This is a genomic window from Massilia consociata (genome assembly GCF_042432755.1).
GTDB lineage: Bacteria > Pseudomonadota > Gammaproteobacteria > Burkholderiales > Burkholderiaceae_D > Telluria > Telluria consociata.
Genome location: NZ_JBHLWP010000001.1, coordinates 150,568 through 170,585, shown reverse-complemented (window position 1 = coordinate 170,585; position 20,018 = coordinate 150,568). Strand labels below are relative to the sequence as shown.

The window sequence follows — 20,018 nt, the reverse complement described above, 5'->3', positions numbered from 1 at the left end:
GGGCTTGTTGATAGTGAAAGATGATAGTCCGGACACAAAAAATAACTTTTCTAACTTGCCGGGTTTTGCCTCAGAATAGGTAAATTATTTCTCTGCTGAGCATGTTATGGACAAATTTCACCTCGACGCCGCCTCCCTGCGCATCCTGCGCGAATTGCAGCAGGACGCCCGCCTGTCCGTCAATGAACTGGCCGAACGGGTCGGCATGTCGGCTTCGCCCTGCTGGCGGCGCCAGAAGGAGCTGGAGGAGAACGGTTTCATCCGGCGCTACGCCGCCCTCCTCGAGCGCCGCAAGCTCGATCTCGGGCTGGTGTGCGTGCTGCACGTGTCGCTCACGCGGCATGAAGCGGGCGTGGTCGACACCTTCGAGGCGCAGATGAAGGCGTGCCGGGAAGTGATGGAATGTTATGAAGTGACCGGGACGTCCGACTACATCGTCAAGGTGATGGTGGCCGACATGGACGCCTACCACGACCTGCTGCACAACGTGCTGCTCAAGCTGCCGGGCGTGTCGCAGCTCAACACGAGCGTGGCGCTGCGCGAGGTGAAGTACGAGACGGCCTTGCCGCTGTGATCAGCGTGCCGGCGCCGGCGCCTGTGCGCGGCGCAGGCGCGCCGCGAAATCGCGCAGGAAGGCTTCGCGCCAGCGGCTGACTGTCCTGGCGCCCTGGTGCGGCCCCTCGCGCAGCGCGGGGTCGGGGTCGTCGGTCCACCAATTCGGATAGCGGCTGGAAGGCCGACGCGCGCGTTCCGGGGCAGGCATGCGCGACGTGAACCCTCCGGCCTGTCCGTCCAGGCCCGGATGGTGAGGCGATCACCCGGCGCTTCGGCACGCTCGCCATCGGCGGCAGCGCGCAGGCCGACAGCGGCACGACCATGGCAAGCAGGGAAAGCAGGCGGCGCCGGTCCATCTTCATTCCCCGCCTGCCGGATAGCGCAAGGACCAGCTGGCATAACGCTCGATTGCCCGGGAAGGGACCGTCACGAACCAGGCGTAGCCGTTGCGGCGCTCGATCGACAGCTCGTTGACGTCGTCGTGGATGCTGCGGTCGCGGTCGCCAAACACCGGCTTGAAGCTGCGTGCATCGTAGTAGCGCGACCAGATCGCGCCCGCCCCGGGCGCCCGCACGAGACGCCGGCCGCCTCCCGGCGTGTCCGATTGCCACGCCACGTCGCGCAGGGCCGCCGAACGCAGCCACGCAATGCCGCCGTGCACCGCCTCCTGTACTTCGGGCGACGGGTCGGGAAGGCGCATCAGGAGCAGGAGCACGCCGGTGCTCTCGCTGCTTGCCAGGGCAGCCGGTTCGAAGTTGCGTGCGCCCGCCAGCTCCAGGCTCAAGGCATCGACCTGCTGGCCCCATCCGGTCCGCTTGCCGCCGGCGCGCTGCTGGGTTGCCACGAGCAGGCCGACGGCGCGCTGCGCCGCCGCCCGCGCTTGCCCGGCGAGCGCCGGCGGCACGAACGCGTAGTCGTCCTGTCCGTTCCCGGCTTCCAGCAGGAGTTCCACGACCTTCACCATGGCGTCGTCGTTCAGGGTGACGGCATCGTGGTAGCCGCCTTGCAGCGGATAGACCTGGGGAAAGCCGCCGTGCGGGTATTGCGCACGCAAGAGATAGCGTAGGCCCTCGAGGAAGGCGGCCCGGCAGGCCTCGCCCTTCTGCCGTGCGTGCGCCTGCACCCGCGCCAGGAAGCGCATCTCGGTAACGGTTGCGCCATTGTCGATGGTGCCGACATAGTTCCAGGACGCCTTGCGCTGCCCGATGTCGAGCGGGACCCAGGGCTCGCCGGGGCGCCGCGGCGGCCCGGCGCGGTCGGCATTCTTGCCCCAGCCCCCGGCCGGCGTCTGGAAGCTGAGGATGTTGTCCGCCACGCGTAGCGCCTCGGGTGTGCCGTACCACGCGGCCGGCGCATGAAGCGGCATGTCGCCGTCGCCCGCGGCTGGATGTGGACGGGCCGGTGTGCCGGCCGGGTTGCTGTGCTCGGCCTGCAGTACCGCCTTGTCGGCCGCCATCAGCGCCCGCGAGCGTGCCAGGTAGGCCGTCCAGGAGGCACGCTGCGCGGCGGGCAAGGTCGCAACCCGCGCTTCGCTCAGCGGCTGGGCCGGGGTCATGGTGGAAATCGTCGCCGCCTGGCCAATGGCGGGAAGCGCCAGGCACAGGACGCCCAGCGGGTGTGCATATCGCATGATCCGCGCTACCTCCTGAAAAAACAGAACGGCACGGGCGGCGAGACTTCGCCACCCGTGCCGCTCATTCGACGCACATGCGCAGGCATGGCGCCTGCGCGGATACCACGGTCGGCTTAGAACTTGTACTCGACCGACGCGCGGTACACCCGGCCCATCATGTCGGCAAGGCTGGTCAGGTAACCGCCACCATAGATGGTGTTGGCGGTCAGCGGCGGCCATTCCTCCGTGATGTTGTTCACGCCCAGCGACACGGTGGTGTTCTTGAAGCCCGTGTAGCGCACGTTCAGGTTGAACTGGCTATACGATTCCACTTCGGTCAGGGTCGATCCCGCACGCGGCGTCAGGTCGGTCAGCGCGGTGCTGAAGCGCTGCGACAGGGTGGCGCGCCAGTCGCCGGTGCTGTAGGTGACGGCGGCGGTGTACTTCCAGCGCGGGTTCACCTGCGGGGCCCCGGCCAGGCCGGCGTTGGGACCGGCGCTGCCGAAGCGGCCTTCGTTGGTGATGATGCCGACGTTGCTCGACCATGGGCCATCGCGCTCGCTTTGGAACTCGTACCTGTGGTACCAGGTCGCATCCAGTTTCGCATCGAAGGTGCCGATGCTGGTTTTCGGGAAGCGGTAGCTCGTCGAGATGTCCGCGCCGCGGATGCGGGTCTGGCCGCGGTTCGCCTGGCTGGCCACGATGTAGTCGATGGTGCCGTCGCCGCGGCGATTGATGAAGTTCTCGTACTTGCCCGGGTTCTGCTGGATCTCGGCGATCGACACCGCGCCCAGCACGTCCTTCAGCTTCAGGCCCCAGTAGTCGACGGTCAGCGACAGGTTCTTGATCGGCGCCAGGCCGAAACCGACGTTGAAGCCGCGCGATTTCTCCGGCTTCAGGTGGGTGTTGTTCGGCGACTTGGTCCAATAGTTGGTCTGCACGTTGCAGACCTGGTCGGCCGTGTAACCGGGCGACGGCGTGCCGGTGCCGGCCTCGAGCGGCTGGGTGCTGCGGCACAGGACCGGGTCGTCCATGACCAGGGTACGCACCTCGGGGGTCGGGTTCTGGATGTCCATGATCGACGGCGCACGGAAGCCGCTCGACACCGAGGCCCGCACCAGCAGCATGTCGTTCGGGGTCCAGCGGGTGGCCAGCGCCGGGTTCACGGTGGTCTGCTTCAGGTCGTCGTAGCGGTCGGCGCGCACCGAGCCGTTGACGGTAAAGGTCTTGGTGATCGGCGCATCGGCCTCGAACACCAGCGAGGAGATCTGGCGCTTGAGCTTCTTGGCCACACCCTGCGGCACTTCGCCCACCAGGTCGGTGCGGACCACGTTGCCCGAGGCATCGATGTTGTAGCTGCCGTCGGGACGCTTGAGCACATAGTCCAGCGGCGCATTGAAGGTGCGCGCCGAGTCTTCGCGCAGCTCGCCGGAGACCGCCACCACCAGGTCGCCGCCGCCGAGCGCCCACACCGGACGGGTGACGGTCAGGTCGACGCTCTTGTTGAAGGCCTTGTTCAGGCGGTAGGTGTAGTCCAGTGCCTGGATGCTGCGCAGGTACTCGACGCCGGCCGCATCCTGCGGACCGAAGGGGTTCAGGATGCCATTGTCGAAGCCTTCCTGGGCCTTGGAATACAGGATGTAGCCTTCACCCACGCGGGTGTCGCGCTTGGACCGGCCGTAGTTCAGGCCGGCGCGGTAGTCCCAGCCCATCACTTCGCCTTCGGCCGACAGCACGATGCGGTCGTTGCCCTGCTCGTCGTTGCGGTAGGCCGGTCCGAGTTCGCCCGGTCCCCACTGGAAGTAGATGGTCCGGTCGTTCATGTTCAGGTCGGTGACCGCGCCCGGCGTCTTCGACGCATCGATGTACATGGCCGGGCTGTTGGCGCCGGTATTGCTGCCGACGACCTTCGGCAGCGGCGTGATGCCCCGGCCCGGATAGAAGCGGCTGGTCGGCGCCATCGAGTACGTGGTGAACGGCTGGTTCGAACCCGGCACCTGCATGCCGCGGAACTTCTGCACCGTGAACTCGGAATGCAGCAGGTCGAGGTCGATCTTGTGGCCGCCGGAGATGTTCCAGCTGGCGCGCGCGCTGACGGTCGTGATCTCGCTGCCGTCGGTGACGGCGGTCCAGAACAGGTTGTTGCGGGAGCAGCCCGGAGCGTAGGTCGGCGGCGTGTTCAGGCTGGCGTTGCCCAGCGTCGGCAGCGACCAGGGCGACTCGCAGCCGGTGGCGAAGGCCGGGTTGTAGTTCGAGTTCGCGTTGCGCGCGAAGCCGAAGTTGGCCAGCGGGTTGGGGTTGCGCGCGTCCGGCGTGATGCCCAGGCCGAGCGTGCGCAGCACGGCGCGGTCATGCTGCTCCGGACGGTCGCCCTGGAACAGCGCGTCCTTCTTCTGGTGGTCGACGGCGATGTAGGCGTTCCAGCCATTCTCGTTCAGGTCACCCCAGCCGGCGATGGCGCCGATGCTCTTGGTGGTGCCGCCGCCGCTCATTTGCGGCGTGGCGTATTCCGCCTTGATCGACGCGCCCTTGTAGCCGCGCTTGGTCCAGTAGTTCTGCACGCCGCCGATGGCGTCCGCGCCGTAGATCGAGGCGCCGCCGCCATTGAGCGTCTCGACGCGCTCCAGCGCCATGCGCGGGATCACGTTGACCGAGATGTACTGGTCCTGCAGCGGCTCGTTCGCCAGGCGGCGCCCGTTGAGCAGGGACAGGGTGCGCATCGGGCCGAGGCCGCGCAGGTTGGTCACGGGACCGGCCGCGCCGGTGTTGGTGCCGAGCGACAGCGACTGCGGCTGCTCCAGCACGAAGTCCTTGAGTTCGGTGTGGCCGCGCGCTTCCAGCTCCGCCGCCTTGACCGTGGTCACGGGCGTCGTGCCTTCGTCGTCGATGCGGCGGATCAGCGAGCCGGTGACCACGACCGCCTGCGCGACAGGCACGTCGGACGGAGCCTGGGTCGTCTGGGCTTGCGCCTGCGCCGCCAGCTGGAACAGCGCCAGGCTGACCGCAGTGGCGAGCTGGGCACGGCGCGGGATGGGAACAAAGTACGGGTTCATTCACGTCTCCTTAATTATTTTATAAGAATTGATATGACCACACTGCGAACTGGTCAGGCCACTTTGCTTGTATAGCTCGGTCCTTACCGCCAATTCCGACCTCTCTTTGGAGGCATTTGTAGAATTGATATGACCGCATTATAAATTGGTCCGGCCACTTTTAAGTAAAAATATTTACAAAAACCAAAAGTGCAGCGACATGGACACCACAGACCGGTATCGTGCGCTTGCAGACCAGATGCTTTTCCAGTCCAACCAGTCAACAGATTGGTCTTGCCAATTGCCCGGCTTCACGCCACCATACATGCGCCGGCTTCGCGCCCGCACCGGGCGCGTAGCCGGACCGATATAACAAGAGTGGAGACGAAGAATGATGGAAAAGAGTTTTGGAGGGATCGGCCGACGCACGGTGCTGAAGGCGGCCGGCGCCGCGGGCCTGATGGCCGCGACCGGCGCCTGGGCTGCCGGCTCGCGCAAGCGCTATGCGGTGGTCGGCGTGGGCTCGCGCGCACGCATGTTCACCAATGCCATGACCGGCAAATTCCGCGACACCAGCGAAGTCGTGGCCATCTGCGACAGGAATGCGGGCCGCCTGGCGCGGGCCGTGAAGCTCATCACCGAGACCGGCGCCAGCCAGCCGCGCGGCTACGGCGCGGCGGACTTCGACCGGATGATCCGCGAGACCAGGCCGCAGTTCGTGATCGTCACCACCACCGACGCCAGCCACGACGACTATATCGTGCGTGCGCTCGAGGCCGGCTGCGACGTGATCACCGAAAAACCGATGACGACCACCGCCGAAAAGGCCCAGCGCATCCTCGACGCGGTCAAGCGTACCGGGCGCCAGGTGCGCGTCACCTTCAACTACCGTTATTCGCCGCCGCGTACCCAGATCAAGGAACTCCTGATGTCGGGCGAGATCGGCGACGTCATCTCGGTCGACTTCACCTGGCTGCTCAACACCGTGCACGGCGCCGACTACTTCCGCCGCTGGCACAGCGACAAGGCCATGTCGGGCGGCCTGATGGTGCACAAGTCGACCCACCACTTCGACCTGGTCAACTGGTGGCTGGGCGCCCAACCGGAAACCGTGCACGCCTTCGGCTCGCGCCAGTTCTACACCCCGGAGACGGCGCGCCGCATGGGCCTGTCCGGTCCGCACGAGCGCTGCCTGACCTGCCCCGAGAAGCAGAAGTGCAACTTCTACTTCGACCTCGCCGCCGACCCCGGCCTGAAGGCCCTGTTCCTCGACAACGAGAAGTACGACGGCTACTACCGCGACCAGTGCGTGTGGCGCCCCGAGATCAACATCGAGGACACCATGAACGTGATGGTGCGCTACGACAACGGCGCGCACCTGAATTACTCGTTGACGGCGTATGACGCCTGGGAGGGCTACCACATCGCCTTCAACGGCACCAAGGGAAGGATCGAGCATCGCATCGTCGAATCGGGCGGCGCGGCCGGCGCGGCCAAGGTGCAGAGCGGCAGCGAGAACGTGTCGATCCGCGTGATCCCGCTGCGCGGCCAGCCGCGCGACATCGAGCCGATCATCGGCAAGGGCAGCCACGGCGGCGGCGACGATGTCATGCTCACCGAGATCTTCGGCGACGCCCCGGCCGACAAGTACAAGCGCGCCTCGGACGAGCGTGCGGGCGCCTGGTCGGCCCTGGTCGGGGTGGCGGCCAACAAATGCTTCGAGACCGGACAGACGGTGCGCATCGCCGACCTGGTCACCGGCCTCACCCCGCCGGACCGCGCGCCGATGCCGGACCGTCGCGCGCCGGTCCCAATGCCGGTACGGGTCAAGATCCCCTGATCCGGATCGCGTACCGCGGCGCAGCCGCGGCCGCCTACAGGTCGACCGACAGGTAGGCGGACGCGAGCCGGCCGGCGATGACGTCGTAGGCCCCTGCCCCGCGCAGCTCCAGGCCGTAGGTATCGAACACGTTGTGGACAGCCACCCGCAGCGATGCGGGACGCTCGGCCAGCCGGAAGCGGTAGCGGCCGCTCAGCGCGACCAGGGTGCGTGCGGGAATGGCGACCCGGTTGTCGACGGTGGCTGTGACGGCGCCGCTGTGCGAAGCCGTCATGTCCAGCGACAGTCCTTCCAGCCAGGGCGTGCGCCAGTCCAGGTTGAGCTCGGCGCTGCGCCTGCTCATGCCGACCGGCCGCTCGCCGACCCGCCCCAGCTTCACGCCCTCGCCCGTCGCGCGCGGACGCGACAGGACCGCGCCGGCGACGATGTTCAGCCGCGGCGTCAGGGCGCCCGCCAGCGACATCTCAACGCCCCTGTTCTCCACGTCGCCCAGCTGGGCATACCGGTTGCCCGCATCGAAGTTGAAGTAAGGCTTGCGCAGGTCGAACGCGGTGGCGACCAGCTTGATCCCGGGGGTTAGCGCATAGCGCAGGCCGATGTCGCCCTGCGTGGTCCGGATCGCGGGCAGCAGTTCGTTGCGGTTGAGCGCGTTGCTCGGCGCCACGCCGCTCTCCTCCAGCCCGCGGGTGAAGCTGCCGAAGACCACCAGGTCGGGCATGACGTGGGCCGCCGCCGTCACGTTGTACAGCCAGGGCTTGTCCTCGGCCGTGGCCAGGGCCAGGGCCGGCTTCTGCAGGCGCTTGCGATAGTCGGTCTTCTGCAGGCTGAATCCGATCTCGCCGACATGGCGCCAGCGCCCGTCGTAGGCCATGCCGCCGGTCCACTGGCGGGTGCGGTCGCGGGTCTGTTCCCCGAACACGAAGGCCGGCGCCGGGGCGATATACGGCGCATCGATCGTGGTGCGTCCGAGGTCGAGCAGCTGCGAGCCGTCGTAGCGGCGCTGGCGGTCGCGCCCGCGCAGGCTCAGGTGCAGGTTGTGCAGGCGCGGCCCCTCGGCCAGTTCGCGCGTGACGCGCAACTCGCCGCTGGTGGACGCATTTTCCGCCGGCGGATCGACGATCAGGCGCCGCTGTGCGCTGCCGTCGGGCGTCACGTTCGCCAGCAGGTGCGTGAACGCCCGGTGGTCGTTGTAGAGCGACCGGAAGACCCCGGCGCGCACCGTCCAGCCCTCCGCTGCGTGCAGGGTGGCCAGGGTGCCGACGTTCATCGCGGTGGTGCGGTAGTCGGCCCACTCCGGCCCATTGAAACGGCGGCGCTCGATGCGCGGCGGAAGCTGGGCGCCGGCCGGCAGGTAGCTCGGCGCCTTTTCGTCGTCCTCCGTCTCCGCGCGGTTCCAGAAAGGCAGGATCTCGAGCGCCGCCACCGGCCGCCAGCGCAGGCTCAGCGCGGCGTTGCGGTAGCGCGCATTGGTGCCGTTGGCGTACTCGTTGGTGCCGATGCCCGTCCCGATGCCGAGGCTCAAGCTGCGCCCGGCAAGCGGCAGCTCGCCATCGGCTTCCACGTAGGCCGCGCCATAGCTGTCGCCGCCGGTGACCAGGGCCAGCCTGGCCTGCTCGCCCGGCTTGCGGAAGCTGTAGTCGACGATGCCGGTGGGTGCGAGGAAGGGATAGCCCTGGGCCGAGATGCCGACCCGGATGTTGGTCGAGCGCCGGATGCGCGACGACAGGCCCCAGACCTGGTCGAAATACAATCCCTCGATGCGCGCGTTGCCGGCCGCGACCGGCGAGAAGCCGCGCACGCTCGACGAGTTGTACAGGCCGATCGTCTCGCGGCCCACGCTGGTGCCGAAGGCGTCCTCGGCCTGGCGCACGGCATTTTCGTCGGCCCGGCCGCGCACCTCGCGATTTTCGGGAAGGGCTGCGGGAGCAGCCGGTTCGACAGGGTGGTCCGCGGCCTGGGCGGCGGCCTGGGCCCACGCGGGGGTCGCGGCCAGGGCCAGCAGGAAGGTCGAACGCAGGGATATCGGCATCAGGTGGAAACTTGAAAGTCGGAAAGATTCGGATTATCCAATATTGATAGAGTATTATCAACGTAAGAGGAGTAAACGACCCTCCTGGGCATACGCGCGGCTGTGCATGATTCAGTCGACGATCATGCATGACATCGTGTGTCATTTCGCTAACCGAACTGCAAGCGTTTTCGATGAAACAATTCACCCTGCCGCAAACTTCGTTCCTGTTCCTGCTGGTGTGCGTCACGCTGGCATTCTTCTGGATCCTGTTGCCGTTCTCGGGAGCCGTCTTCTGGGGCATCGTGCTGGCGATCGTGTTCGCGCCGGTGCACGCCCGCTTGCTGGCAGGCCTGGGCCAGCGGCAAAACCTGGCCGCCCTCACCGCGCTGCTGCTGATTCTCCTGATGGTCATCCTGCCGGTCATGCTGATCGCCAGCGCACTGATCGACCAGGCCGTCGGTATCTACGGGATGGTCAGTGCCGGCCAGATCGACGTCAACGCCATGTCGCGCCGCATGATCGCCGGCCTGCCCGACTGGGCCGCTACGCTGTTCGACCGTTACGAGACCACCATCATGGACACGCTGCAGGAAAAACTGACGGCGGGGATCGCGCAGGCCAGCCAACTGACCGCGCGCTATGCCGTCAATCTCGGACGCAACGCACTGGGCTTCCTCGTCAGCATGGCGATCATGCTGTACCTGCTGTTCTTCCTGTTCCGCGACGGCCGTATGCTCGCGGCGCGCATCAAGCGGACGGTGCCGCTGGACTCGCACTACAAGAAACCGCTGTTCGACAAGTTCGTGACCGTGATCCGCGCCACCGTGAAAGGCAACGTACTGGTCGCGGTGGCGCAAGGCTCGCTCGGCGGCCTGATCTTCTGGCTGCTGGACGTGCCCGGACCGGTGCTGTGGGGTGTCGTGATGGCCTTCCTGTCGCTGTTGCCGGCGGTCGGCGCCGCGCTCATCTGGGGCCCGGTGGCCGTCTACTTCCTGGTCACCGGCGCGCTCTGGCAAGGCATCGTGCTGGCGCTGTACGGCGTGCTGGTCATCGGCCTGGTCGACAACCTGCTGCGCCCGATCCTGGTCGGCAAGGACACCAAGCTGCCCGACTATATCGTGCTGCTGTCCACGATCGGCGGCATGTCGCTGTTCGGCCTGAACGGTTTCGTGATCGGCCCCGTGATCGCGGCGCTGTTCATCTCGGCCTGGAGCCTGTTTGCCAGCGCCGAGGAGTTCCACGAGGACTGAGGCCGGTGAGATAGACCTCAGAGCGCCAGCGTGACGCTGCGCGGGCAATGGTCGCTGGTCTCGATGCGCTGGTCCGGCGCCTGCACCACGGCCGTCTTGCGCGAACCGAGCGTCGGCGCCTGGCGCGCCGCCAGCGGCCCGCTGAGCACGATGTGATCCAGGCCGGAGAAACCGCGGCAACCCGTCTCGACGCCCGTCAGCGGCACCTGGTGCAGGGTCCTGGCGCCGTCGCTCAGCTCCTGCCACAGGTAGCGCGTCGCCACCTTGCCGCTGGCATCCGCAACGGGCACGCCGGCAGGGTTGCTGCCGTCCACGCGTACCTGTTCCGGCGGTATCCTGGCTGCGGCTTCCTCGTCGATACGGCGGTTGAAGTCGCCCAGCAGGACGTACTCCGGGCTCTGCTTGCCCACGCTGTCCAGCCAGCGCTCCAGCGGCGCGACCTGGCGGTTCAATACCACGCAGGCGGCGGCCGGATCGTCGAGCAGGCGCGCCTGGTAGATCGGGTGCGGCACGATGTTGGCGCAGCCGGACTTCAGGTGCACGTTCAGGAAGCTGATGCGGCGCCCCGGCCATTCGAGCGTCAGCGCCAGGCCGGGACGCACCCTGCGCGCCTCCTTGTCGGCCGGGTTGTCGCTCACCGCCAGCTCCTGGTTCACGCCGCACTGCGCGCCCGTCTGGCCCAGGCTGCGGTCCCAGGCGAAGGCCACGGTCTGGAAACCGTCATGCGGCGCATCGCACACGCCGAAGCGCTCGGCATGCCGCCCGAGCAGCTGCTTGACCACCTCGGCCGAGCGCACTTCCTGGAAGGCGATCACGCCGACCTTCTGCGTCTCGATCAACCCGGCGATCGTCGCCTGCAGGCCGGCCATCTTGGCGGCGTAGTCGGCGCTGGTCGGCGGCGTCTTGTCTCCCCGGCCCAGGTAGGCATTGCAGGGCACCGACATGGCGGCCTGCGCCGGCCCGCCGGCCAGGCGCTCGGTGTCCGCCACGCACTGGCGCGCCGCCTGGATCGCGGCTTCGTCCGGACGCGCCTGGCCCGGCGCACGCTTCGGCCGCGTATCGCACCACGACACGGCCTTGCAGACCGCGGCATGGCGATCGAAATCCTGCTGCGAACCAGCCCATGCCATATTGAAGGACGCGACGCCGATCTGCGCCGGTGGTGCCGCCTTGGCACCGGCTTGGGAAGGAGCGGCAGCATGGGCTGCCGAGGTGGCGAGCAGCGAGACCAGGAAGGCGAGACGCGTGGGTTTGATCATGGACATCGGGTTTCTCATCGTAGGGGCACTTGTCGGAGCGAATCCCACCGGAATGGGCGGGGCGATGGATTATCGCGGAGTTCGGAGCTTGCAGCAATGCTTGAGCGAGCAGCCGGATGAAGGTGATATTAACAGTGGTGATACCACTTACGCAGGTGATGCATAAAGGCACGGCTAAGATATTCGTATTAGTTATCCATGAAATCGAAACACTGAATTGGATTTATATCTCTGCGCGCGCTATGCTTCTTTCATCGCTAAACGCCAACGAATTCACCGGAGCTTATTATGACCACGATCACTGCTTCTTACGTAACGCCCACCATCGGTTTCCGCCACCTGATCCAGCGCCTGCGCATCAACCTGCGTCGCGCCTTCACCCTGGCCGGTGCGCCGTACGCCGACGGTGTGGTGGCACCGCTGTAAAAGACGGCCTCTCATGCAACAAGCCCCGCCAGTGCGGGGCTTTTGCATTTGGGGAGCACAATTGTGATTGGCATGAAAGGCAGGATGACTACGCGGACCTGGAGAAAGAAGCCGCCTGATGTATGCTGCCGCCTGATGCGTGTTGGACCACAGCGCAAACGGGCTCCGAAAGAGCCCGTTCCTGAGGATTCTGGAGGCGAGGACAGGAATCGAACCTGTCTCAACGGCTTTGCAGGCCGCTGCATAACCTCTTTGCTACCTCGCCATGGACTTCATCTTAAACCAACGGCTGCGTTCGGCTATGTGCTGGCTCAAGGCCGTGAACATCTGCCATGACTCGACCCACATGCAGTATCCGTGATGAGCGAGGCGAATAGCCGGATGCCCGTTCCGAGGGCTCCGCAATGCCTCGACAAGGAATTTGTGAGGGTGCTACGAAGACACTACGCCACGGTGAGCTGCATTCTTGACCGGAAAAGCAAACGGGCCCTGAAAGGGCCCGTGCTTGAAAGGATTCTGGAGGCGAGGACGGGAGTCGAACCCGTCTAGACGGCTTTGCAGGCCGCTGCATAACCGCTTTGCTACCTCGCCGGAGGTAATCTCAGGAGAGCTGACCCGGCCGGTTATCTGCCGTATCAACCGAGAAGAAATATCTTCTCTTGAATCTGGAGCGGGAGAAGAGTCTCGAACTCTCGACCTCAACCTTGGCAAGGTTGCGCTCTACCAACTGAGCTACTCCCGCTTAGGAGTACTACGCTTTATCTGTAAAACCTTTGGAGCGGGAGAAGAGTCTCGAACTCTCGACCTCAACCTTGGCAAGGTTGCGCTCTACCAACTGAGCTACTCCCGCATTGGAGTCTTACTTACTGTTTGCCGCACCAGCCACCCGAAGGAAACTGGAGCGGGAGAAGAGTCTCGAACTCTCGACCTCAACCTTGGCAAGGTTGCGCTCTACCAACTGAGCTACTCCCGCGTACAGAACAACGATTATTACAGAATTTTGACAATTTTTCAAGAGTGCTGCCATTCATGCATCTTGAAACTTGGAGCGGGAGAAGAGTCTCGAACTCTCGACCTCAACCTTGGCAAGGTTGCGCTCTACCAACTGAGCTACTCCCGCTTCGTCTTTCATTCTGTTGCGTTGTTGTCGCAACAGGCAGGCATTATAGAGATTCTATTCCGTACGTCAAGGATGAGACAGAACATTTCTTACAAGGTCCCCGCCTTCTCCTTGATGAGCGGCCAGGCGCGGCGCAGGTAGTAGAACATCGACCACACCGTCAGCACGCCGGCCAGCCACAGGAAGTACTCGCCCCAGTAGTGCGTGTCGATGCCGAAGACGACGTCGTGGAACAGCAGCATCGGGATGGCCGTCATCTGGGCCGCGGTCTTGATCTTGCCGAGCGAGCTGACCGCCACCGACTTGGTAGCGCCGATCTGGGCCATCCATTCGCGCAGCGCCGAGATGGTGATCTCGCGGCCGATGATGATGAAGGCGATGATCGCATTTACGCGGCCCAGCTGCACCAGGACCAGCAAGGCTCCAGCCACCATCAGCTTGTCCGCGACCGGGTCGAGGAAGGCGCCGAAGGCCGAGGTCTGGTTCCAGCGGCGCGCCAGGAAGCCGTCGAACCAGTCGGTGACGGCGGCGATGACGAACACCAGCGTCGCCGCCAGGTTGCGGTCGGCCAGCGGGAGCCAGTGGGTCGGAAGGTAGAAGACGCCTACAACCAGGGGAATCAGCGCTACGCGTAACCAGGTCAGGAGAATCGGGATGTTGAAAGGCATAGGAAAAGCACTGATTACGGGAATGAAAGTTTGGGCGCTAGTCTACATTGGTATTGCCAATTGGACTAGGTGACTCGTCTGTATGGGGTGCAAGGAAGCGGCTGTGGGGCGCTACGAACTTGGGTTCCCGCCTTCGCGGGAACGACGTGCGAAGGTAACGGGCCGCGAGGTGGCGATCACTGTTAGCTGAAAGACCGTCGTTCCCGCGCAGGCGGGAACCCAATCTTGCGCACACACCCACAAACGAAAACCGGGGCACAAGCCCCGGTCCATCAAGTCAGTGCAGCTGGCGGTAAATTTCCTCCGCCAACGTACTCGAGATCCCCTCCACCGACATCAGGTCTTCCACGCTGGCGTCGATCACCCCGCGCAGGCCGCCGAAACGCGCCAGCAGGCGCTGGCGGCGCTTGGCGCCGATGCCTTCGATCTCCTCCAGGCGCGAAGCCTGGCGCGCCTTGGCGCGCTTGGCGCGCATGCCGGTGATCGCGAAGCGGTGCGCCTCGTCGCGGATCATGGCCACCAGCATCAGGGCCGCCGATTCCTTGCCCAGCTCCTGGGGCGCGCGGCCGTCGGCGAAGATCAGGGTCTCCAGGCCCACGCGGCGCCCCTCCCCCTTGGCCACGCCGACGATCATCGACACGTCCAGGCCGAGCTCCTCGAACACCTGGCGCGCCATCTCGACCTGGCCCTTGCCGCCGTCGACCAGCACGATGTCGGGCATGATGCCGTCGCCGTTGGCCACCTTTTCGTAGCGGCGCTGCAAGACCTGGCGCATGGCGGCGTAGTCGTCGCCCGGCGTGATGCCGTTGATGTTGAAGCGGCGGTATTCGCCGTTCTGCATCTGGTGGTGGTGGAACACCACGCACGAGGCCTGGGTCGCCTCGCCCGCCGTGTGGCTGATGTCGAAGCATTCGATGCGCAGTTCGTCGAGCGTGCCGGCATCGAGTCCGAGCACCTCGGCCAGCGCGCGCGTGCGCGCCTGCTGCGAGCCCTGCTCGGACAGCAGGCGCGCCAGCGCGATCTCGGCGCCCTTGCAGGCCAGCTCGAGCCACTGGCGGCGCTGCCCCTGCGGCTGGAAGATCAGGTTGATGCGGTGGCCGCACTGCTCGGCCAGGGCGCTGATCAGCTCGGGCTGGTCGAACTCGACGTTCAGGATCAGCGTGTTCGGGATGAACTGGCCCGAATAGTGCTGCGCCAGGAAGGCCGCCAGCACCTCGACCTCGATCGGCCCGTCGCCGAGCGACTCCCCGACATGGGTCGGGAAGTAGGCGCGGTCGCCCAGGTGGCGCCCGCCGCGCACCATCGCCAGGTTGACGCAGGCGCGGCCGCCCTGCACCACCACGGCGATCACGTCGACGTCGGCGTCACCCGTGGTTTCCATGCTCTGCGCGTGCAGCACTTTCGACAGGGCCTGGATCTGGTTGCGCACGCTCGCCGCCTGCTCGAACTTGAGCTCCATGGCGTAGTCCTGCATCTTCTTTTCCAGGTCCTGCAACACCTCGGTCTGGCGCCCGCGCAGGAAGCGCGCCGCGTTGTCGACGTCGCGCTGGTAGTCTTCCGGCGCGATCAGCTTGACGCAGGGCGCGCTGCAGCGGCCGATCTGGTGCAGCAGGCAGGGGCGCGTGCGGTTGGCATACACGCTGTCCTCGCAGGTGCGCAGCATGAACACCTTCTGCAGCAGCTGGATCGATTCCTTGGCCGCCCAGGCGCTCGGAAAGGGGCCGAAGTACTGGTTTTTCTTGTCCAGCGCGCCGCGGTAGTAGCCCATGCGCGGCGCTTCGCCGCTGGAAATCTTGATGTAGGGGTAGGACTTGTCGTCGCGGAACAGGATGTTGTAGCGCGGCTTGAGCGTCTTGATCAGGTTGTTTTCCAGGATCAAGGCTTCGGCCTCGCTGCTCGTCACCGTCGTTTCCAGGTTTGCGATCTGCGAGACCATCATCGCGATGCGCGGGCTCGACAGGTTTTTCTGGAAATAGCTCGACACGCGCTTCTTGAGGTTGCGCGCCTTGCCGACGTACAGGACGTTGCCGTTGGCGTCGAAATAGCGGTACACGCCGGGCAGGTCGGGCAGCCTGGCCACCGTGGCCAGGACCTGATCGCGCGCCGTGGCGCTGGGCTGCACGGGTTGCGCGGCATCCCCTTCCAGGGTCGCCTTGAGCTCTTCCTTCATGGCCTGCCAGCCGTCGGGACGGGCGCGCGGCGCCGGAGCCTCCGCGCCCTTGTCCTTGCTCCTGGCCCCCCGGGCGCGCGCCGGCTTGGCCTCGACGGGATGCGGGGCGGGCATGGCGGCGCCGCCCACGGCCGCGTAGGCGACCGGCGCTTCCGCTACCTGGTGCGGCGTTTCGTTGGCCACCGCACCGGCAATCTCATCGTTGACGTCCAGGGCCGGCGCCGGATCGGCCGGCAACGCGTTTGCTTGCACTTCCTTGGTCACTTGGGTATCACTTGCGCGGTCCGCGCTTTACGTAGAGGGTGTGGATGGGTCCCGGGTCACGATCACGAAGGCGACCGCATAGTCGGCTTCGTCGCTGACCGTCACCTGCGCCGCCAACCCGTTGCGGCGCATGAATTCGTCGAGCGCCCCGCTGCAGACGATGACCGGCTTGCCGCTCGGGTCGTTCAGCATCTGCATCGAGCGCCAGGTCATGGGCATGCGCATGCCCAGGCCGATGGCTTTGGAAAACGCTTCCTTGGCCGAGAAGCGGGTGGCCAGGAAGCGCAGGCCGCGCACGGCATGCTTGGCGCTGCGCGCGTGGTACTTGGCCAGCTCTTCGGGCCCGAGGATCTTCTCGGCGAAGCGCGGGCCGCTGCGCGCGAGGGCAGCCTCGACACGCGAGATCTGGACGATGTCGGTGCCGATGCCGTAGATCATATCAGGCCCCCGCTCCATACGACACGCCGAGGCGCGCCGCCACCATGATCGCCTTCATCTCGCGCACCGCGTTCTCCCAGCCCGCGAACAGCGCGTGGGCGACGATCGCGTGGCCGATGTTGAGTTCATGGATGTCGGCAATGGCCGCGATCGGCTGCACGTTGGTGTAGTGCAGGCCGTGTCCGGCGTTCACGCGCAGGCCGCGCGAGGCGCCCGCATGCACGCCGGCCTTGATGCGCTCGATCTCGCGCACGGCCTCCTCGCCTTCGGCCTCGGCATAGCGGCCGGTGTGCAGTTCGATCACGGTGGCGCCCACCGCATGCGCGGCCTCGATCTGGTCTTCGGCAGCATCGATGAACAGCGAGACGCGGATGCCCTCGCCTTTCAGCTGCCGCACCGCGCTTTCCACTTCCTTGTAGTAGCGGATCACGTCCAGGCCGCCTTCGGTGGTGACCTCCTCGCGCCGCTCCGGCACCAGGCACACGTCCTGCGGCTTGACCTGGCAGGCGAAGTCGATCATCTCGGCGGTGACGGCCGCTTCCAGGTTCATGCGCGTGGCCAGCTGCGGGCGCAACGCGATCACGTCGGCATCCTTGATGTGGCGGCGGTCCTCGCGCAGGTGCAGCGTGATCAGGTCGGCGCCGGCCTGCTCGGCCAGCAGCGCCGCGCGGATCGGGTCCGGATAGGCGGTGCCCCGGGCATTGCGCACGGTGGCGATGTGGTCGATGTTCACGCCCAGGTCGATGACGGGGCCGGCGGGTTGCAGGAAGCTCATGTGCTCTTCTATCTCGTTATAACTGCATCAGGTCAATCAAAATCTGGCGCGTGTTGAGCGGCGCGCCGCCCAGGTGGTGCGCCAGCAGGAAGCGCATCAGCTGCTTGCTTTGCGCCTGCGTGGTCGGGTCCGCGTAGTCCTCGCGCTCCATGTCGAGCAGGGTCTTGCCGCTCACCACCGGCCAGACGTCGGCCGGCAGCACTTCGCGCGCGCCCTTTTCCGGGTCGACCACGTACTCTCCACCCGGCTCCACCGCCGCGCGCGTCGTGGTGGAGCGGCCGAGATCGGCCGCCACTCCCGTTTCCTTAAGTAAGGCCCGTTCGAATTTTCGCAAGACGATGGGCGCGGGTTCGCCGTGGGCCAGCTGGTTCAGGGTGGAGACGTAGTGGTCGAACAGAAGCGGGTGCTTGTCGTCGCGCGCGAGCAGTTTCACCAGCAGCTCGTTCAGGTAGAAGCCGCACAGCAGCGCGGTTTTCTCCAGCGGCAGCATGCCGCCGACCCATTCGGCGTCGATCAGGGTGCGCAGTTCGGACTTGCCGCTGAACGAGACCGACAGCGGCTGGAAGGTCTGCAGCACGCCGCGCAGCTTCGACAGCGGGCGCTTGGCGCCCTTCGCCACCAGGCCCACGCGTCCGTAGTCGCGCGTGAACATGTCCACGATCAGGCTGGTTTCCTTGTAGGGATAGCTGTGCAGCACGAAACCGGGCTGGCCGGTCACGCGGGTATCGCGCACCGGCGGACGGCTGCGCTTGGCCGTTGCCGGCGCGGCGCCGTTGGGCTGCGCGTCCGGCGTATCGGTGAGGTCGTCTAGGCTGGGCATGCGGTGAGGACGGCCTCCGGGAGTTTATTCGTAACCGTAGGCGCGCAGGCCCGCTTCGTTGTCGGCCCAGCCCGATTTCACCTTGACCCAGATCTCCAGGTACACGGGGCCGTCGAACAGCTTTTCCATGTCGAGGCGCGACTGGGTCGAGATTTCCTTCAGGCGCGCGCCCTTGTTACCGATGATCATGGCCTTGTGCGTATCGCGCTCGACCAGGATGGCGCAGAAGATGCGGCGCAGGTTGCCTTCCTGCTGGAACTGCTCGACCAGCACGGTGCTGGTGTAGGGCAGTTCGTCGCCCAGCAGGCGGAACACCTTTTCGCGCACGATCTCCGCGGCCAGGAATTTCTCGCTGCGGTCGGTGATGTCGTCCGGTCCGAAGATTGGCGGGTTTTCCGGCAGGTGGCGCTTGATCTCTTCTTCCAGCGCATCGACCTGGAAGCGCATCTTGGCCGAAACCGGCACGATGGCGGCGAAGTCGCGCAACGCCGCGACCTTCTGGGCGAAGGGCATCAGCAAGGCCTTGTCCTTCATGCGGTCCGACTTGTTGATGACCAGCACCACCGGCACGTTCTTCGGCAGCAGGTCGAGCACCTGCTGGTCGGCCGGGCCGAAGGTGCCCGCCTCGACCAGGAACAGGATCACGTCCGAGGACGTGAGCGTGTTCGAGACGGTCTTGTTGAGCGTCTTGTTGAGCGCGTTCGCGTGACGGGTCTGGAAACCCGGCGTGTCGACGTAGATGAACTGGGCATCAATGCGGGTCTGGATGCCGGTGATGCGGTGGCGCGTGGTCTGGGCCTTGCGCGAGGTGATCGACACCTTCGCGCCGATCAGCACGTTCATCAGGGTCGACTTGCCGACGTTCGGGCGGCCGACGATGGCGATGTAGCCGCAGCGGAAATGTTCTTGCGTGGTGCTCATACGGGTGATTCCTGGTTATTCCGGTTGCGCCGGCGCTTGTGCGCCGCCATCCGACTGGATCGTCGCGATGCCCGCCAGCTTCAGCTGGGCGGCACGCGGCTTCGATTTGCGGGCCGACGGCGCTTTCACCAGCGCCTGCTGGGCGGCGTCGAGCGCCAGGCGGGCGGCGGCCTGTTCGGCGGCCCGGCGGCTGCCGCCGCGGCCGAACACCTGCACGCTCAGCTTCGGCACCAGGCACTCGACTTCGAATTCCTGGCTGTGGGCGGCGCCGTGGGTGGCCACCACGTTATAGGTCGGCAGCGAGATTTTCTTGCTCTGCAAAAATTCCTGCAGCAGGGTCTTGGCATCCTTGCCCAAGGTGCGCGGGTCGACCGAGTCGAGCAGCGGGATGTAGAAGGCGCGGATCACGTCGCGCGCGGCATCGAAGCCGGTATCGAGGAAGATCGCGCCCAGCAGCGCCTCGAGGGTGTCGGCCAGGATCGACGGGCGGCGGAAGCCTCCCGATTTCAGCTCGCCCTCGCCCAGTCGCAAGAACTGCGACAGTTCCAGCTTCTGGGCAATCTCGAACAGCGATTGCTGCTTGACGAGGTTGGCGCGCAGGCGCGACAGGTCGCCTTCGTCCAGTCCCGTGAAGCGTTCGTACAGGATCGAGGCCACGACGCAGTTCAGGATCGAGTCGCCCAGGAATTCCAGGCGTTCGTTATGCAGCGCGCTATGGCTACGGTGGGTCAGGGCTTGCTGCAGCAGGCCCGTGTCCCGGAACGTGTAACCCAAGCGTGTTTGCAATAACTGTAGATTCATTGTGCTGTCGTGTGTTCTGCCGGCCTTGCCTGCCCGGTGGGGCGGAGCGCCGGCGC

The 20,018-nt window shown here is 65.8% G+C and carries 16 protein-coding genes and 6 tRNA genes; 4 read left to right on the top strand and 18 right to left on the bottom strand.

The genetic code is table 11. The features are described from left to right. The first annotated feature begins 106 nt into the window (after window positions 1-106). The gene (locus ACFFJK_RS00775) at window positions 107-574 is read left to right on the top strand and encodes an Lrp/AsnC family transcriptional regulator (RefSeq protein WP_379677158.1); all 468 of its coding nucleotides are present in this window, start codon (window positions 107-109) and stop codon (window positions 572-574) included. Here ACFFJK_RS00775 and ACFFJK_RS00770 read toward each other — a convergent pair whose 3' ends face one another. From ACFFJK_RS00770 to ACFFJK_RS00760, 3 genes are all read right to left on the bottom strand, one after another. Further along, window positions 575-763 carry a hypothetical protein gene (locus ACFFJK_RS00770; RefSeq protein WP_379677157.1) on the bottom strand — a complete coding sequence of 63 codons (189 nt, stop codon included), beginning with the start codon at window positions 761-763 and terminating at the stop codon, window positions 575-577. 150 nt (window positions 764-913) lie between these two features. Next, window positions 914-2,185, bottom strand: coding sequence for a pectate lyase (pelA, locus tag ACFFJK_RS00765; protein WP_379677156.1), 1,272 nt, complete (start codon window positions 2,183-2,185; stop codon window positions 914-916). A gap of 116 nt (window positions 2,186-2,301) precedes the next feature. Beyond that, complete coding sequence (locus ACFFJK_RS00760; protein ID WP_379677155.1) at window positions 2,302-5,220, bottom strand: TonB-dependent receptor domain-containing protein; 2,919 nt, start codon at window positions 5,218-5,220, stop codon at window positions 2,302-2,304. Window positions 5,221-5,590: 370 nt separating this feature from the next. Here ACFFJK_RS00760 and ACFFJK_RS00755 point away from each other — a divergent pair, with 370 nt between their 5' ends. Then, entirely contained in the window at window positions 5,591-7,039 is a 1,449-nt protein-coding gene (locus tag ACFFJK_RS00755; RefSeq protein WP_379677154.1) for a Gfo/Idh/MocA family protein, read from the top strand. A gap of 34 nt (window positions 7,040-7,073) precedes the next feature. On the opposite strand, the gene ACFFJK_RS00750 is transcribed toward ACFFJK_RS00755, so the two are convergent. Beyond that, the gene (locus tag ACFFJK_RS00750; RefSeq protein WP_379677153.1) at window positions 7,074-9,068 is read right to left on the bottom strand and encodes a TonB-dependent receptor domain-containing protein; all 1,995 of its coding nucleotides are present in this window, start codon (window positions 9,066-9,068) and stop codon (window positions 7,074-7,076) included. 173 nt (window positions 9,069-9,241) lie between these two features. Here ACFFJK_RS00750 and ACFFJK_RS00745 point away from each other — a divergent pair, with 173 nt between their 5' ends. Continuing rightward, the gene (locus tag ACFFJK_RS00745; protein ID WP_379677152.1) at window positions 9,242-10,300 is read left to right on the top strand and encodes an AI-2E family transporter; all 1,059 of its coding nucleotides are present in this window, start codon (window positions 9,242-9,244) and stop codon (window positions 10,298-10,300) included. A gap of 17 nt (window positions 10,301-10,317) precedes the next feature. Here the strand turns inward: ACFFJK_RS00745 and ACFFJK_RS00740 are convergent, their stop codons facing one another. Next, on the bottom strand, window positions 10,318-11,559 hold the full coding sequence (locus tag ACFFJK_RS00740) for a hypothetical protein (RefSeq protein ID WP_379677151.1): 1,242 nt from the start codon (window positions 11,557-11,559) through the stop codon (window positions 10,318-10,320). Window positions 11,560-11,847: 288 nt separating this feature from the next. On the opposite strand from ACFFJK_RS00740, the gene ACFFJK_RS00735 reads away from it, so the two are divergent. Then, window positions 11,848-11,985 carry a hypothetical protein gene (locus ACFFJK_RS00735; protein ID WP_379677150.1) on the top strand — a complete coding sequence of 46 codons (138 nt, stop codon included), beginning with the start codon at window positions 11,848-11,850 and terminating at the stop codon, window positions 11,983-11,985. Window positions 11,986-12,176: 191 nt separating this feature from the next. Here ACFFJK_RS00735 and ACFFJK_RS00730 read toward each other — a convergent pair. The 13 genes from ACFFJK_RS00730 to rnc form a co-directional block, all read right to left on the bottom strand. Continuing rightward, window positions 12,177-12,250: transfer RNA gene (locus tag ACFFJK_RS00730), tRNA-Cys, on the bottom strand. A gap of 252 nt (window positions 12,251-12,502) precedes the next feature. Further along, a tRNA-Cys gene (locus ACFFJK_RS00725) sits at window positions 12,503-12,576 on the bottom strand. 75 nt (window positions 12,577-12,651) lie between these two features. Beyond that, a tRNA-Gly gene (locus ACFFJK_RS00720) sits at window positions 12,652-12,727 on the bottom strand. A 32-nt stretch (window positions 12,728-12,759) separates the two neighbouring features. Further along, window positions 12,760-12,835: transfer RNA gene (locus ACFFJK_RS00715), tRNA-Gly, on the bottom strand. 47 nt (window positions 12,836-12,882) lie between these two features. Continuing rightward, window positions 12,883-12,958, bottom strand: a tRNA-Gly gene (locus ACFFJK_RS00710). A gap of 71 nt (window positions 12,959-13,029) precedes the next feature. After that, a tRNA-Gly gene (locus ACFFJK_RS00705) sits at window positions 13,030-13,105 on the bottom strand. Between the two features lie 89 nt (window positions 13,106-13,194). Next, on the bottom strand, window positions 13,195-13,773 hold the full coding sequence (gene pgsA / locus ACFFJK_RS00700; RefSeq protein WP_379677149.1) for a CDP-diacylglycerol--glycerol-3-phosphate 3-phosphatidyltransferase: 579 nt from the start codon (window positions 13,771-13,773) through the stop codon (window positions 13,195-13,197). Window positions 13,774-14,050: 277 nt separating this feature from the next. Beyond that, on the bottom strand, window positions 14,051-15,943 hold the full coding sequence (gene uvrC / locus ACFFJK_RS00695; RefSeq protein ID WP_379677318.1) for an excinuclease ABC subunit UvrC: 1,893 nt from the start codon (window positions 15,941-15,943) through the stop codon (window positions 14,051-14,053). A 291-nt stretch (window positions 15,944-16,234) separates the two neighbouring features. Next, on the bottom strand, window positions 16,235-16,645 hold the full coding sequence (acpS, locus tag ACFFJK_RS00690; RefSeq protein WP_379677148.1) for a holo-ACP synthase: 411 nt from the start codon (window positions 16,643-16,645) through the stop codon (window positions 16,235-16,237). Window position 16,646: 1 nt separating this feature from the next. After that, on the bottom strand, window positions 16,647-17,420 hold the full coding sequence (locus ACFFJK_RS00685) for a pyridoxine 5'-phosphate synthase (RefSeq protein ID WP_379677147.1): 774 nt from the start codon (window positions 17,418-17,420) through the stop codon (window positions 16,647-16,649). Window positions 17,421-17,436: 16 nt separating this feature from the next. Continuing rightward, window positions 17,437-18,240, bottom strand: a complete 804-nt coding sequence (gene recO / locus ACFFJK_RS00680) for a DNA repair protein RecO (RefSeq protein ID WP_379677146.1) — start codon at window positions 18,238-18,240, stop codon at window positions 17,437-17,439. Between the two features lie 24 nt (window positions 18,241-18,264). Then, on the bottom strand, window positions 18,265-19,161 hold the full coding sequence (era, locus tag ACFFJK_RS00675) for a GTPase Era (RefSeq protein ID WP_379677145.1): 897 nt from the start codon (window positions 19,159-19,161) through the stop codon (window positions 18,265-18,267). A 15-nt stretch (window positions 19,162-19,176) separates the two neighbouring features. Then, entirely contained in the window at window positions 19,177-19,935 is a 759-nt protein-coding gene (rnc, locus tag ACFFJK_RS00670; protein WP_379677144.1) for a ribonuclease III, read from the bottom strand. Window positions 19,936-20,018: the final 83 nt, after the last annotated feature.